Genomic DNA, 14,285 nt, shown 5'->3' with positions numbered 1-14,285 from the left:
CTCCGAACGGGGGAATGGGGCCGGGAGCGTCGTGCCCCCGGCGTGCGATTGTCAGAGACCCTGAATTTCGTCGTAGAGCTTGCGCTGATCGTCGTCGAGCGCGTCGAGTACCGCCGGACGCGCTTTCTTGGCGAACGCTTCCTGATCGACGTCGACGAACTTCATGCCCTTGTCCTTGAGTGCCTGTTCGAGGCGCTTCTGGTCATCCACGAACAACCCTTCCTCGTAGGACTGCATCTCGCTGGCCGCGTCGCGTACCACGTTCTGCAGATCGTCCGGCATCGATTCGAGCTTCTGCTTGCCGATCACCACGTAGATCCAGCTGCGGACGTGATCGGTCATGTCGACGTACTGCTGGACTTCGTTGAAGCTGGCGCTCTCGATCAGGCTGAGCGGGTTTTCCTGCGCTTCGATGGTGTTCTGCTGCAGCGAGGTGAAGACTTCGCTGAAGGCCATCGGGGTCGGCCGAGCGCCGAGCGCTTGCCAGGTATCGACGAACAGCGGCACGTTGGGCACCCGGATCCGCAGTCCGTCGAGATCGTCCGGCGTCTTGATCGGGCGGTTCGAGGTCAGCTCGCGCGGACCACGCTCGAACCAGGCGATCGGCACCAGCCCGGTGCGCTCGGTGATCTGCTGTTCGATCTGATCACCGACCTCGCCTTCCACGGCCTTGCGCATGTGGTCCGCATCGCGAAACAGATAGGGTACGGCCATCATCGCCGCGGCGGGCGCCCAGTTCTGCAGGCTCTCGCCGGTGATGGTCATGTCGGCGGTCCCCAACTGGATGCTGTTGATCACATCCATCTCGCTGCCGAGCTGCTCGTTGGGGAACACCTGGACTTCGATGCGGCCATCGGAATTGGCTTCCACCAGCGCCTTGAACTTCAGCGCGGCCTTGTTCCAGATATTCTGCTCATTGGCCAGATGGCCGAATTTCAGCGTGTAGTCCGCGGCCATGACCGCCTGGCTGCCCAGCAGGGTGGCACCGAGGGCCGCACCGGCCAGCAGATGTTTGAGGGTTGTCGTCGTCAACATGGCGTGAGTCTCCTGTCGCGTGGGATACGCGTCGGTGTTGTTGTCCGAGCTCGCACTTCCGGATCTTTTTCCGGCCTCAGAGCGGGTTCGATAGGGCGTTCAAGGCGAGATTTTCACCAGCACCTTGCGCGCCTGTTCCGGGTGGTTCTCAAGCAGATCGATGGCACCGGGCATCTCGGTCAGCGCGACGCGATGGCTGATCAGCGCCTTGGGGTCGAGACGACCGGCGGCGATGTGCGCGATCACCTCCGGGAATTTGCGATTGTTCAGACGCGAGCCGACCAGCGTCAGCTCCTTCTTGATCACTTCCAGCTGAATCAGGTCGCTGGGCGTGGGGCTGAAACCGAGCAGGCCGATGCGACCGGCGGGACAGGCCATCCGCAGCATGGCCGGCAGCATCGCCGGTATGCAGGCGGCATCGGCGATCAGCGGGATGCCCTCGCCGTCGGTGGCGGCCAGCACGGCCTGCTCGAGATCGTCCGTGCGACCGTTGATCACTTGGCTGGCGCCCAGTTCACGTGCCGTCGTCAGCCGTTCGTCGAGGATGTCGGTGACGATCACCTCTTCGATACCGAGGGCGCGAGCCATCTGCAGCACGGTCAGGCCGATCACGCCGGCACCGATCACCAGCAGGCGATCGCCCGGATGCGGCTCCATCCTCGACAAGACGTTGGCGGCGATCGAATAGGGCTCGACCAGCGCGGCGGCATCCAGATCGAGCGCGTCGGGAATTCGGTGGGCGTTGGCCGCCGGCACGTTGACCCGTTCGGCAAAACCGCCGTTTCTGTGAACGCCGATCACCTGCATGGCGCTGCAGACGTTGGGCCGGCCGATACGGCACGGATAGCACTGGCCGCAGTTGACCACCGGATCGATGCAGACGCGCTCGCCGACGCGGGCGGCATCGACACCTTCGCCGACCGCGCTGATCACGCCGGCGAACTCGTGACCTGTTATGCGGGGAAACTGCACGAAGGCGTTGTCGCCATGAATGATGTGCATGTCCGAGCCGCAGATGCCGGCGAACGCGACGTCGACGACGACTTCACCCGGTGCTGCGGCCGGTGCAGGCTGATCGCCGACGGCAAATACATGAGGGGCGCTGACTTCAAAGGCTTGCATCGATGACTCTCCTGACTGTGTCGCAATCGCCGTATCGGTGGCTGACCGGTCCCGCATTCGCCAGCGCTACATGCGCCGGCCCCACATTTGCCCGTGCCACCTTCACCAGTGCCACAGCGTGCCGTCCTCGAGCCGGTTGACCGGCAGGCTGGCGCGCTTGAACGGGTAGCGGGCGGCGGCTTCCTCGTCGATGTCGACGCCGTGCCCCGGCGATTCGCCGACCAGGAAATGGCCATCCTCGAATCGATAATCGTGAGGAAAGACCGAGTCGGTCAGCGCGTCGTGGGGCATATGTTCCTGTATGCCGAAGTTGGGCACCCAGGTATCGAAATGGACCGCGGCACCGAGACAGACCGGGGACAGATCCGTCGGCCCATGGAAGCCGGTGCGCACGTGGTAGAGCGAGGCGAGGTCGGCGATCCGGCGCAGATGCGTGATACCGCCGCCGTGGGTCAGCGGGGTGCGGATGTAGTCGATCCACTGGTTCTGGATCATCTCTCGACAGTCGTGGATCGAGTTGAACACCTCGCCGATCGCCAGCGGCGTGGTGGTGTGTTCGCGGATCAGGCGCAGGCTCTCCTGATTCTCGGCCGGCACGCAGTCCTCGAGCCAGAACAGGTGGTAAGGCTCGACCGCCTTGCCGAGACGTGCCGCCTCGATCGGTGTCAGCCGGTGATGGACGTCATGCAGCAGGTGCAGGTCATGGCCGAAACGCTCGCGCACGGCGGCGAACAGCTGGGGCACGTGGTTGAGATACTTCTCGGTACTCCAGACGTGTTCGGCGGGAAGTTCGGCATCGGCCGGCTCGTAGCGCTCGCCCTCACGCTTGGCGACGCCGTAGATGGTCTTGATGCCCGGCACGCCGGCCTGCACCCGCACCGCCTTGTAGCCGAGCTCGACGTGACGAGCGACCTCTTCCAGACAGCTGTCGATATCCTTGCCGGTGCAGTGGGCGTAGGTCATCACCCGCTCCCGGCTCTTGCCGCCCAGGAGCTGATAGAGCGGCATGTTGGCGGCCTTGGCCTTGATGTCCCAAAGCGCCATGTCGACCGCGCCGATCGCGCTCATGGTGACCGGACCGCGACGCCAGTAGGCGCCACGATAGAGATACTGCCAGGTGTCCTCGATACGGCTGGCATCGCGACCGATCAACGCCGGCACGACATGCTCTTCGAGATAGGCCGCGACCGCCATCTCCCGCCCGTTTAGCGTGGCATCGCCGATTCCGTAAATACCGGATTCGGTCATCAGCTTGAGAGTGACGAAATTGCGTCCGGGGCTGGTGACGATGACGCGGGCGTCGATAATTTTCATGGACTCTCCGGCTAGGTAGAAGGGCAGCTTCAGTGGTTGGCGAAAAGCTCGGGGAAACGTTCGATCAGGCGCGGCAGCGAGTTGAGCAGTTCGCGCAGGTGGGCCTGCACGGCACGCTCGGCGGCATCCGGGTCGCGATTCTTGATCGCTTCGACGATACGGGCGTGCTGGTCGACCAGCGTCTCCAGCGGCGTGCCATCGGGCACGCTGATGTAGCGCACGCGATCGAAGTGCGCCTTGACCTCTTCGGTGAAGCGCCAGGCCGATTCATGGCCGGCTTCCCGAGACAGGGTCTGGTGAAACTCCTCGTCCAGCACGTAGAAACGGTCATAGTCGCCGCCGTCGATCGTTCTGCGCTGGCGTTCGACCAGCTCGGACAGATCGTCCAGTCCGCGCGATGACAACCCGTTCTCCGCCGCGGATTTGGCCACCGCCACCTCGATCGCCTCGCGGACGAAACGCGCGCTGTAGACCGCCTGGGGCGAAATCTTGACCACGAAGGTGCCGCGCTGGGGGCGGACTTCGACCAGGCCGGCTTCGGAGAGCCGGATGAAGGCTTCGCGGACCGGCTGGCGGCTGACATCGAAGGTGTCGGCAATCTCTTTCTCGGAGAGCGCCTGCCCTGGCGAGAGCACCAGCCGAATGATGGCGTGACGCAGTACCTCGTAGAGACGCTGGCGGACATGGCCGGCATCCGAGAGATTCCAGAGGTCATGCAGGGTCGTTGTGGTCACAAGGGCTCCAGCGTTCTTGTCTGACTAGTATGGTAGTTAATTGGCAGAAATTGGCGATTCGACTTTGGGGGTAGAAATGCACCATGCCGGAGAATCGATCACAGGTTTTGACCGAAGTGGCCGATGTCCTGAATGAATGGCTCGACAACTCACGGCAGATGAACGGGAGGGGCATGGCAATACGCGATTGGCCGGAGGGGGAGCGGCCGCGGGAGAAGCTGTTGACGCTGGGGGCCGCGGCACTGTCCGATGCCGAACTGCTGGCGATCTTTCTGCGCGTCGGCGTCAAGGGGCGCTCGGCGGTGGATCTGGCCCGCGATCTGCTGAGCAGCTTCGGCGGGCTACGCCAACTGCTGGAGGCGGATCGTCAGCGATTCTGTGCCGAACATGGCCTCGGCGAGGCAAAGTTCGTGCAGCTTCAGGCGACGCTCGAGTTGTCGCGTCGTCATCTGGGCAGCCTGCTTGAACGTGACGCGGCATTGACCTCTCCGACATTGGTCCGTCGGTTCCTGAGCGCCCAACTGCGCCATCTCGACCACGAGGCGTTCGCGGCGCTGTTCCTGGACACCCAGCATCGCGTGATCCGCTTCGAGATCCTGTCCGAAGGCACGCTCGACAGCGCCTCGGTCTATCCTCGGGAAGTCGCCCGGCGTGCGCTGGCGCGCAACGCCGGCGCGGTGATCTTCGCTCATAACCATCCCTCCGGAGTGGCCGAGCCCAGCGATGCGGACCGGCGAATCACCGAGCGCCTGCGCGAGGCGCTGGCGCTTTTCGACATTCGCGTGCTGGACCACTTCGTGATCGGCGATGGCGAGGTGATCTCGTTCGCCGAGCGAGGTTGGTTATAGCGGGCAGGGACTGTTGGCTTTAGGAACTGTTGGCTGCAGGGATTTTGGCGACAAAAGCCCTGAGGCTGCTGGTCATGGACATATAGATGGCTGATGACCATAGAGGGTAGAAGACTGCAGCAGGAAACCTTCAGCGAGAGGCGAGTCGTGGAACGAAAACCGATTCGAGATTCGGATGGGAACTCGCGCCGGATTCGGGTAACATACCGCGCCATGATCTCGGGTGGCTCCCCTCAGATGGCCTGTCGATCACGCGGGTCGACGCTTTGCTCGCGCGGTGTGACTTGCCGTTGCTTGTTGCGAAGAATGGGGGGCTCTGGTATAAAGTACGCCCTTTGAATCGGGGTACCTTTGAGTCAACGCACTGAATTCAGTGAATCAAGGCATCGACTCAAGCCAGTAGGGCAAATGAATGCCAGCCATTTCCGTGATGGATCCGAAATGGATGGGCGCGTCCCGAACCGAGTGCCCGAGATAAACCGAACAACCCAACCCGCCAGTGGTCGGAGGCTTCCATGTCCCAAGTTTGTCAGGTTACCGGTAAGCGTCCGGTGACTGGTAATAACGTCTCGCACTCACAGCGCAAGACACGTCGTCGTTTCGTCCCGAACCTGCACACGCATCGTTTCTGGGTCGAATCCGAGAAGCGTTTCGTCAAGCTGCGTCTGTCTTCCAAAGGCATGCGCATCATCGACAAGAAGGGCATCGAAGCGGTGCTCAGCGACATTCGCAAGCGCGGCGCTAGCCTTTAAGGAGTCGAGACATGCGTGACAAGATCAAGTTGGTGTCCAGTGCCGGTACCGGCCACTTCTACACCACTGCAAAGAACAAGCGTAACACCCCGGACAAGCTGGAATTCAAGAAGTACGATCCGGTCGTTCGCAAGCACGTCATCTACAAGGAAGCCAAGATCAAGTGATCTAGCTTTCCACCGGTGCTGCAATGCCAGCGCTGGAGTGACAGTACGGAAAACCCGGTCCTCGACCGGGTTTTCTCGTTTGTGGTGAATTCGTTTGTGGTGAATTCGTTTGTGGTGAATTCGTTTGTGATGAATTCGTGTGTGATGAAAGAGTCGCGAGAACCTGACGCATGCCGGAACTTCCCGAAGTCGAGACAACTCGCCGCGGTATCGCGCCTTACGTCGAGGGGCGAGAGATCGTCGAGGTCGTCGTGCGCCAACGCAGTCTGCGCGTACCGGTCCCGAGCGATCTGGAGTCGGCGCTGATCGGCGAGCGATTCGGCGAGCTTGCCCGTCGCGCGAAATACCTGTTGCTGCCGCTGGCGGATCGGACCTTGCTGTGGCATCTGGGAATGTCCGGCAGTCTTCGCGTTGCCCGCCTGGGGGATTCGCCAAAGAAGCACGACCATGTCGATGTCGTCTTCGAGGGCGGCAATATCCTGCGCTATCACGATCCGCGTCGTTTCGGTTTCGTCGATTGGCTGAAGGGTGATGCCGAAACGGATACCCGGCTCTCGCGTCTGGGGCCGGAGCCGCTGTCGCCGGATTTCGACGGTCGGCGACTCTATCGGCTCTCCCGGGGGCGCCGGGCTGCGGTAAAGACCTTCATCATGGACAACATCGTGGTGGTGGGTGTGGGCAATATCTACGCCACGGAAGCGCTGTTCATGGCCGGCATCGATCCGCGTCGGGCGGCGGGGCGGGTCTCGCTGGCGCGCTTCGAGCGTCTTGCCGAGACGATCAAGGCGGTGCTGGCGGCGGCAATTACCCAGGGCGGGACCACGCTACGAGATTTCGTCAGCGGTACCGGCGAGCCGGGGTACTTCGCCCAGCGGCTCAGTGTCTACGGTCGTGCCGGCGAGCCTTGCCGCCACTGCGGTATGGAATTGCGCCACATCGTGCTTGGTCAGCGCGCTACGGTATATTGCGCCATCTGCCAGACCTGAGTCGGGTTTGCCCGGCTCGAGTCAGACCCGAGAATCATTCGATTTTGCCTCTGCGGGTTGGTGTCGGACGCATGCGGGTTAGAATGCGCCAGGATTGCTGTTTACCGATGCCCGTTCGAAACGTTTTTTCCAACTTCTTTTTCCCGATGTCCCCTGCCGATGGAGCCCTGCACATGGAGTCAACCGTGACCCAGACCCTGCGTCTCAAGAAGAACGCCGATCGGCGTCTGAAGGCGGGCCACCTGTGGCTCTACTCCAACGAGATCGATATCCAGGCGACACCGCTCAAGGGGCTCGAGCCGGGCGCGCAGGTGATCATCGAAGCCGCCAACGGCAAGGCGCTGGGCGTCGCTTACGTCAATCCGAACTCGCTGATCTGTGCCCGTGTCGTGTCACGCGATGCCGCTGTCCGGCTGGACCGTTCGCTGCTGGTGCATCGTTTCAATCAGGCGCTGGCACTGCGCAACCGCCTATTCGCCAAGCCGTTCTACCGGTTGATTCATGGCGAGGGTGACCTGCTGCCAGGACTGATCATCGATCGGTTCGATGACGTGCTCGTGGTTCAGCTCAATACGCTCGGCATGGAGATGGTGCGCGACGAGGTGATCTCGGCATTGGACAAGGTGCTGTCGCCCCGGGCGATCGTGTTCAAGAACGATTCCAGCGGCCGTCGTCTGGAAAAACTCGAGTCCGAAGTCGCAGTGGTTCACGGTGAGCTGCCGGACGAGGTGCTGCTGGAAGAGAACGGCGTGCGATTCGTGGCCCCGGTGCTGGATGGTCAGAAGACGGGCTGGTTCTACGACCACCGCGCCAATCGCGCCTGGCTCAATGGTCTGGTCGCCGGCAAACGCGTACTGGATCTGTTCAGCTACGTGGGTGGTTGGGGCGTACAGGCGGCGGCACACGGCGCCAGTGAAGTACTGTGCGTCGATGCCTCCGAGGTGGCACTCGATCGGGTGGCCGAGAATGCCGCACTCAACGGCGTTCACGAGCAGGTCGCTGTCGGCCATGGCGACGTCTTCGAAGCCATGACGGCGCTGCGTGCCGAGGGTGAGCGTTTCGATGTGGTGATACTCGATCCGCCGGCGTTCATCAAGAAGCGCAAGGATCTTGCCAATGGCGAACGCGCCTACGCGCGTCTCAACCGCGAGGCGATGCGCCTGCTGAGCCGCGATGGCCTGTTGATGTCGGCCTCCTGTTCCATGCATCTCTATGAAGAGCGGCTGGTCGAGTGCGTGCGCGGTGCGGTTCGTCACCAGGATCGCCATGGCCAGATTCTCTATCGAGGCGGCCAATCCGGCGATCACCCGATCCATCCGGCCATTCCGGAAACGGCCTATCTGAAAGCGCTCGGCGTGCGGGTCTTCCACAATTGATCGGCACGATGGAGCGGTACCGCTGACATGGCCGCCGTTCAGGTTTGCGTTTTTCGTCATCCCAATGTCTTGTTGGTCAGTCATGTTCGTAACGTGATCGAGAACGCTGGCTTGTCGGTCACGTTGCGTAATCTGACCCTGGCCGGCGGGGCGGGGGAGCTGCCCCCGGATCAATGCGAGGCGGAAGTCTGGGTCGATGCCGAGATCGAAGCGCCGGCCAGCGAGCTGGTTCGGGAAGCGCTCGATGGGCCCGCCGTGGTCGCGCCCGGCTGGCGCTGCCCGGGCTGCGCGGAGCAACTCGAGGGCGTTTTCGATCGCTGCTGGCAGTGTGGTCGTGAGCGTCCGGCAGAATTCGCATCGATCTGACTTTACGTTGTTGAACGACGCTGCTCAGGAGGCCGATATGACGTGGGATCTGCCCAGCCCTTTCGTGATCGACATTCAGGTCGAAGCTTCGAGCATCGATCACTACGGGCACGTCAACAACGCCGAATACCTGCGCTGGGTCGAGCGCGCCAGCTGGACGCATTCCCGGCATCTCGGTTTGAGTCTGGAGGACTACCGCGCGCTCGATCGTGGCATGGTCGTCCATCGCCACGAGCTCGATTATCTGGCGCCCGCCTTCGAAGGCGAGCCGCTTCAGCTTGCCACCTGGATCGTCGTCTGCGACGGCCGCCTGACGCTGGAGCGTCGGTTCCAGCTGTGCAATGTCGAAACCTCGCGCACGCTGCTTCGGGCGCAGACACGTTTCGCCTGCATCGAGCTCTCCAGCGGGCGGCCAAAACGCATGCCGCCTCGGTTCGTCGAGGTTTACGGTAATGCGGTGGCATCCCGCTAGCGTGTCGTAGCCCTAAGCGGGGAGTGCTGTCGCACTTGCCTGGAAAATAATCCTGTATATCACGTTAAATCAGAATTTTTCTTCACGTAAATCCTAAAATTCAGGTCTTGTTCGTGTTTTCTCGGACATTGTCCCGCCTTTATTGCTGGTGTGCTGTAATTCGCTCGATCCTTCAATGACAACCAGCGATCGAGGAAACCACCATGCATATCGGCGTCCCCAAGGAAATCAAGAACCATGAGTATCGCGTCGCCCTGACACCGGGCGGCGTGCGTGAACTGGTGGGACGAGGCCACCGCGTCTCGATCCAGGCGGAGGCAGGCGTCGGTTGCGGCTATCCGGACGAGGCTTATCGCGAGGCCGGCGCCGAGGTACTGAGCGATGTCGATGCGCTGTGGGCCACCACTGACCTGATCCTCAAGGTCAAGGAGCCGCAGGCAGAAGAAGTCGCTCGTCTGCGCCCGCAGCAGACGCTGTTCACCTACCTGCATCTGGCCGCCGAAGAGCGTCTCACGCGGGGGCTGGTCGATAGCGGAGCGACCTGCATCGCCTACGAAACCATTACCGATGCGCAGGGCGGTTTGCCGCTGCTGGCACCCATGAGTCGCGTCGCGGGTCGCATGGCGGTACAGGCCGGCGCGCACAGTCTGGAAAAGGCTCAGGGCGGTGCCGGCATTCTGCTGCCGGGCGTACCGGGCGTGGCACCGGCCAAGGTCACGGTGATCGGCGGCGGCGTGGTCGGCGAGAACGCTGCACGTATGGCGCTGGGGCTGGGTGCCGAGGTGACCATTCTCGACAAGTCATTGCAGCGCCTTGAGGTGCTCGATCATCGCTACCAGGGCCAGATCCGCACGGTCTATTCGACCACCGAGATGCTGGAAACGGCCGTGCGCGAGTCGGACATGATCATCGGGGCAATACTGGTGCCCGGCGCCGCCGCGCCCAAGCTGATCAGCCGCGCGATGCTCGCCGAGATGAAGCCGGGCAGCGTGCTGGTCGACGTGGCGATCGACCAGGGCGGCTGCTTCGAGACCAGCAAGCCGACCACCCACGCCGAACCCAGCTATATCGTCGATGGTATCGTGCATTACTGCGTTGCCAACATGCCCGGTGCCGTTGCCCGGACCTCGACCCAGGCGCTGACCAACGCGACGCTACCGTTCGTGATCGCCCTCGCCGACAAGGGCTGGAAGCAGGCGCTGGCCGACGATGTTCATTTTCGCGGCGGTCTCAACGTCCACGCCGGCCAGGTGACCTACGCCGCCGTCGGCGAAGCGTTCGGTATGGAAGTGGTTTCAACCGAGCAGATTCTGAAGGGCTGAGATCGAACACCTCCCGAGGCGGGTGCCAATAGACGAAATCGATAAGTCAGCGGCGCCGACACTGTCGGTGCCGCTTTCGGTTTCAGACTGTGTTTGTGCAGCCTTGCATGAAATGCAGTTGGTAAGAATCTCGCTATGTGAGACGAACTTGGTCAGGCGTCTCGGTATGCTCGGGAAAGACCCTGTCTCGAGCCGTCAACATGTCGTCAGCTTCACGTGAATCCTCCCAGACTCCCTCCACCCTGCGCCATGTGATGGCACTGCTGCGGGTGACCGCAGCGTGCGGCGCCCGAGGCGCCGGTATAGACGATTATCTTGATGCCACTGAGTTGAGCCGGCCGACTATCTATCGGCTGCTCAAGGGGCTGCGAGAAGAAGGGTTTTTGCGGCCCTCTCCGTTGCGTCATCGCTACCTGCTGGGCTACGAGCTGCTGGTACTCGGTGCCGAGGCAGGCAACGGCGGCAGTCTGCGCGATCTGTCCCGTCCCCGACTACTAACGATGGCGCAGCGTCTCGGCGACAGCTTCTATCTGTTTGCGCACGATGGCCGCTACGCGGTCTGCCTCGAAGTTCAGAACGGTGCCTACCCGGTCGGCAGTTTCGTCGCCTCGATCGGCGGCCGCGTACTGCTGGGTGTGGGGCAGGCATCGGTCGCGCTACTGGCCTCGCTCGAATCACGTGAGCGCGAATGGATCCTGACCGCCAATCGCGATCTGCTACAAGATCGCTACGAGATCAGCGTCGAAGCCGTCGAGGAGGAAATCTCGCGTTTCCATCGAGAGGGTTACGCCCGGGGTGTCGAGGGTTCGAGCCTGCCGGAGTTTACGGGCCTGGCGATCCCCATTCTCGACCATAGCGGGCGCTGCCTCGGCGCCTTTAGCTGCTCGATGCTCAAGTCACGGATGACGGTGGACCATCGACGGGACGTGCTGGCGATGATGGCGGAACAGGCCGATAGCCTGATGTCGGAAGCCCACGGTCTGTTGCAGGCGGAATGATGACTATGTCGAAAACGGTTCAACCATCTCATCTTCGCCCATGTGGATGGCAGGCGCTGTTGCCTCCCGCAACGCCGCGGGCTGAGCTCCAGGGTGAGCAGGTCGCCGACCTGGCGATCGTGGGTGCGGGCTACACCGGCGTCGCCGTGGCGCAGACCTATCACGCTCTGGCGCCGGATCGCCGCATCGTGATGCTTGAGGCCGAAAGAGTCGGTGAGGGTAGCCCTGGGCGTAACTCCGGTTTCATGCTGGAGATCGCCCTAGCCAATGATGCCTCTTCGGGTCAACTGGCGCGAATGTCGACGCTCAATGCGCTGAGCCGTCGGGCGATGGCGAAGCTCAAGGCGCAGGTCGACGATCACGCTATCGAATGTCAGCTGCAGCGCACCGGCACTTATCGAGCCGCCCGGGGGGGGGAGGGGCGCCGTGCGCTGGCCCAATATCGAGATTTTCTGGATGCGGCGGGACTGTCTTACGAGCGACTGGAGCGCGAGCAGCTCGCCACTGCGTTAGGGACCCGCTACTACGCCGAAGGGCTCTACTCTCCCGATTGCTATCTCGTTCAGCCGGCCGCGCTGATCAGGGGGCTGGTCGACGCGTTACCAGAAGCGATCGACTGTCGGGAGCAGAGTCCGGCGTTGGCGATTCAGCGAGACGCCGACGCATGGAGAATCACGACGCCGAATGGCTCGATTCGTACGCGCCAAGTGGTGTTGGCCAATAACGCGTTCTCGCGTTCCCTGGGCGCTGACCGGTCGCGTCTCGCCGCTATCTATACCTACGCCGCGCTGACCGCGCGCCTCGATCCCGCTTTGACGGCTGCGATCGGAGCCGCACCTTGGGGGCTGTTGCCAACACATCGTCTGGGCTGCACGTTACGCACCACCCGGGATGGCCGGCTGATGATCCGTGCCCAGTACAGCTACGAGCGAGAGCGGGACAACGCGACCGTGGCCGCCGATCTCAAGGCAAGCCTGGTGGCGCGCTATCCGGAGCTGGCTGATATCGAGTTCGAGCGGGTCTGGGGTGGAACCACCGGTCTGACTTATAACGGTGCCCCGCTTTGGGGGGAGCTGGAGGATGGCATATTCGTCTCTGCGGGCTGCAACGGCGGGGGCATCGTCAAGGGCACCTTGTTGGGCGATGCCTTGGCGCGCCTGGCTCTGAAACTGCCGACAGTCGATGTTCCCGGCCTTTTCGGTAAGCCAAGCTGGATGCCGCCCGAGCCCATCCGCAAGCTCGCCTTCAATACCATTCGCAACATCGAACAGCACAAGGGGCGAGATGAGGCCTGATACGTTCGTCCCGCCCCTGGCCTAGGCCTTAGTACCACCAACGAGTCATCGAGACCCATAAACAACAATTCAAGGAGTCACCATGGACCCGCAGACGCACTATGGAATACTGTCGTTACTGCCTGCCTGTCTCGCCATTGTCTTGGCTTTCTCTACGCGCAACACGATTTTCTCGCTAGCTGTCGCCTGTGTCGTGGGCGTATCGATCATGGGGAAGGGGCTGTTTGGTTTCCCCAACCTGTTGAAGACCTCGCTTGGCACCACGGATTTTTCTTGGATCCTTCTGCTCGAACTCTTCATCGGTACCGTTATCGCTTTCTTTCAGCGAACCGGGGCGATTCGCAATTTTACCCTTTGGGTCGAAGCCAAAGCGCTGTCACGCGTCCGTGTACAGCTGGTGGGTTGGTTCATGGGCATGTTCGTTTTCTTTAGCGACTACTTCAGTCCGCTGTTCGTCGGTTCCACGCTTCGCGGGCTGACTGATCGTTATCGCGTCTCGCGGGAGAAGCTGGCTTATATCGCTGATTCCACCTCGGCGCCGGTTAGCGTTCTGGTACCGATTACCGGATGGGCGGTGTTCATTTCCGGACTGCTCATCGGCATGGGGCCCATCGAGACGGCAGGCGATGCCATGCAGGCCTTCATTTACGCGGTGCCGTTCAACGTCTATGCCTGGATGTCGGTATTGATGGTTGGGTTGGTGATCGTGGGGATCGTGCCGCTTTTCGGTCCCATGAAGCGCGCCGAGGCTCGGGCGCAGCAGGAAGGCAAGGTCTTCCGAGACGGCGCGGATCCATTATTGGGCGAGGAGTTGACCGACCTTCAGCCATTCGAAGACATCAAGACCAGTCTCTTCCTTAATTTCGTGCTGCCGGTATTGATCGTGATCAGTGTCGCCGTGGGCACCTTCGCATTCATGGGGTCGGCGAAGACCATGGAAGCCTTTCTGGCCGCGGCGATCGTGCTGGGCGTGATCATGCGATTTCAGGGAATTCCGCTCAATGACATCATGAAGACCGCCACGGCGGGCATGAAAGGGGTGATGCCGGCAATTCTCATTCTGGCACTGGCCTATTCGCTGAATCAGCTCTCGAAGGACATGGGAACGGCGGACTATATCGTGCATTTGAGCCGCGACTGGCTGTCACCGACGCTGCTTCCTGCCATAACCTTTTTATTCGCTGCATTGATCGCCTTCGCAACCGGATCATCTTGGGGCACCTTCGCAATCATGATGCCGATTTCGGTGCCGGTGGCATTCGTGCTCACTGGCGATACGCTGACGCCTCTTGTCTATGCGACGATCGCGGCCGTCGCAGGCGGTGGCGTTTTTGGTGATCACTGCTCGCCACTGTCCGATACCACGGTGCTGGCTTCCACCGGCTCCGCTTGTGATCACATGGATCATGTGCGCACGCAGATACCCTTTGCTCTTGCGGTTGCGGCCGTATCTTTGATTGTCTATCTACTGATCGGCTATGGCCTGTAGGCACTCATT

At 61.8% G+C, this 14,285-nt stretch carries 15 protein-coding genes; 11 read left to right on the top strand and 4 right to left on the bottom strand.

Going from position 1 to position 14,285, the window contains the following annotated elements:
• Positions 1 to 51: 51 nt before the first annotated feature.
• From BTW07_RS00585 to BTW07_RS00570, 4 genes are all read right to left on the bottom strand, one after another.
• Positions 52 to 1,035 carry a TRAP transporter substrate-binding protein gene (locus tag BTW07_RS00585; protein ID WP_075568204.1) on the bottom strand — a complete coding sequence of 328 codons (984 nt, stop codon included), beginning with the start codon at positions 1,033 to 1,035 and terminating at the stop codon, positions 52 to 54.
• A gap of 99 nt (positions 1,036 to 1,134) precedes the next feature.
• On the bottom strand, positions 1,135 to 2,157 hold the full coding sequence (locus BTW07_RS00580) for a Zn-dependent oxidoreductase (RefSeq protein ID WP_075568203.1): 1,023 nt from the start codon (positions 2,155 to 2,157) through the stop codon (positions 1,135 to 1,137).
• A gap of 102 nt (positions 2,158 to 2,259) precedes the next feature.
• Positions 2,260 to 3,471: a D-mannonate dehydratase ManD gene (gene manD, locus BTW07_RS00575; RefSeq protein ID WP_075568202.1), complete on the bottom strand. Its 1,212-nt coding sequence runs from the start codon at positions 3,469 to 3,471 to the stop codon at positions 2,260 to 2,262.
• Positions 3,472 to 3,500: 29 nt separating this feature from the next.
• Positions 3,501 to 4,205 (bottom strand): GntR family transcriptional regulator, encoded by a 705-nt coding sequence (locus BTW07_RS00570; protein ID WP_075568201.1) that lies wholly within the window; start codon positions 4,203 to 4,205, stop codon positions 3,501 to 3,503.
• A 173-nt stretch (positions 4,206 to 4,378) separates the two neighbouring features.
• On the opposite strand from BTW07_RS00570, the gene radC reads away from it, so the two are divergent.
• The 11 genes from radC (at position 4,379) to BTW07_RS00515 (ending at position 14,276) form a co-directional block, all read left to right on the top strand.
• Positions 4,379 to 5,053, top strand: a complete 675-nt coding sequence (radC, locus tag BTW07_RS00565) for a RadC family protein (protein ID WP_075568408.1) — start codon at positions 4,379 to 4,381, stop codon at positions 5,051 to 5,053.
• 515 nt (positions 5,054 to 5,568) lie between these two features.
• Entirely contained in the window at positions 5,569 to 5,805 is a 237-nt protein-coding gene (rpmB, locus tag BTW07_RS00560; RefSeq protein ID WP_075568200.1) for a 50S ribosomal protein L28, read from the top strand.
• An 11-nt stretch (positions 5,806 to 5,816) separates the two neighbouring features.
• On the top strand, positions 5,817 to 5,972 hold the full coding sequence (gene rpmG, locus BTW07_RS00555; RefSeq protein ID WP_035472447.1) for a 50S ribosomal protein L33: 156 nt from the start codon (positions 5,817 to 5,819) through the stop codon (positions 5,970 to 5,972).
• A gap of 170 nt (positions 5,973 to 6,142) precedes the next feature.
• Positions 6,143 to 6,958, top strand: a complete 816-nt coding sequence (gene mutM, locus BTW07_RS00550; protein ID WP_075568199.1) for a bifunctional DNA-formamidopyrimidine glycosylase/DNA-(apurinic or apyrimidinic site) lyase — start codon at positions 6,143 to 6,145, stop codon at positions 6,956 to 6,958.
• A gap of 185 nt (positions 6,959 to 7,143) precedes the next feature.
• Positions 7,144 to 8,334, top strand: coding sequence for a class I SAM-dependent rRNA methyltransferase (locus BTW07_RS00545; RefSeq protein WP_075568407.1), 1,191 nt, complete (start codon positions 7,144 to 7,146; stop codon positions 8,332 to 8,334).
• A 27-nt stretch (positions 8,335 to 8,361) separates the two neighbouring features.
• Complete coding sequence (locus BTW07_RS00540; protein WP_075568198.1) at positions 8,362 to 8,700, top strand: putative signal transducing protein; 339 nt, start codon at positions 8,362 to 8,364, stop codon at positions 8,698 to 8,700.
• A 37-nt stretch (positions 8,701 to 8,737) separates the two neighbouring features.
• A complete protein-coding gene (locus tag BTW07_RS00535; RefSeq protein ID WP_075568197.1) occupies positions 8,738 to 9,172 on the top strand; it encodes an acyl-CoA thioesterase in 435 nt (144 codons plus the stop codon).
• A 203-nt stretch (positions 9,173 to 9,375) separates the two neighbouring features.
• Positions 9,376 to 10,494, top strand: a complete 1,119-nt coding sequence (gene ald / locus BTW07_RS00530) for an alanine dehydrogenase (protein ID WP_075568196.1) — start codon at positions 9,376 to 9,378, stop codon at positions 10,492 to 10,494.
• 200 nt (positions 10,495 to 10,694) lie between these two features.
• On the top strand, positions 10,695 to 11,492 hold the full coding sequence (locus BTW07_RS00525; RefSeq protein ID WP_075568195.1) for an IclR family transcriptional regulator: 798 nt from the start codon (positions 10,695 to 10,697) through the stop codon (positions 11,490 to 11,492).
• Positions 11,493 to 11,551: 59 nt separating this feature from the next.
• On the top strand, positions 11,552 to 12,787 hold the full coding sequence (locus BTW07_RS00520; protein WP_158025845.1) for an NAD(P)/FAD-dependent oxidoreductase: 1,236 nt from the start codon (positions 11,552 to 11,554) through the stop codon (positions 12,785 to 12,787).
• Positions 12,788 to 12,869: 82 nt separating this feature from the next.
• Positions 12,870 to 14,276 carry a Na+/H+ antiporter NhaC family protein gene (locus BTW07_RS00515; protein ID WP_075568193.1) on the top strand — a complete coding sequence of 469 codons (1,407 nt, stop codon included), beginning with the start codon at positions 12,870 to 12,872 and terminating at the stop codon, positions 14,274 to 14,276.
• Positions 14,277 to 14,285 lie beyond the last annotated feature (9 nt).

Source organism: Salinicola socius, from assembly GCF_001937195.1.
In the GTDB taxonomy this organism is placed as follows: Bacteria; Pseudomonadota; Gammaproteobacteria; order Pseudomonadales; family Halomonadaceae; genus Salinicola; species Salinicola socius.
This window is presented reverse-complemented; position numbering and strand designations above follow the sequence as displayed.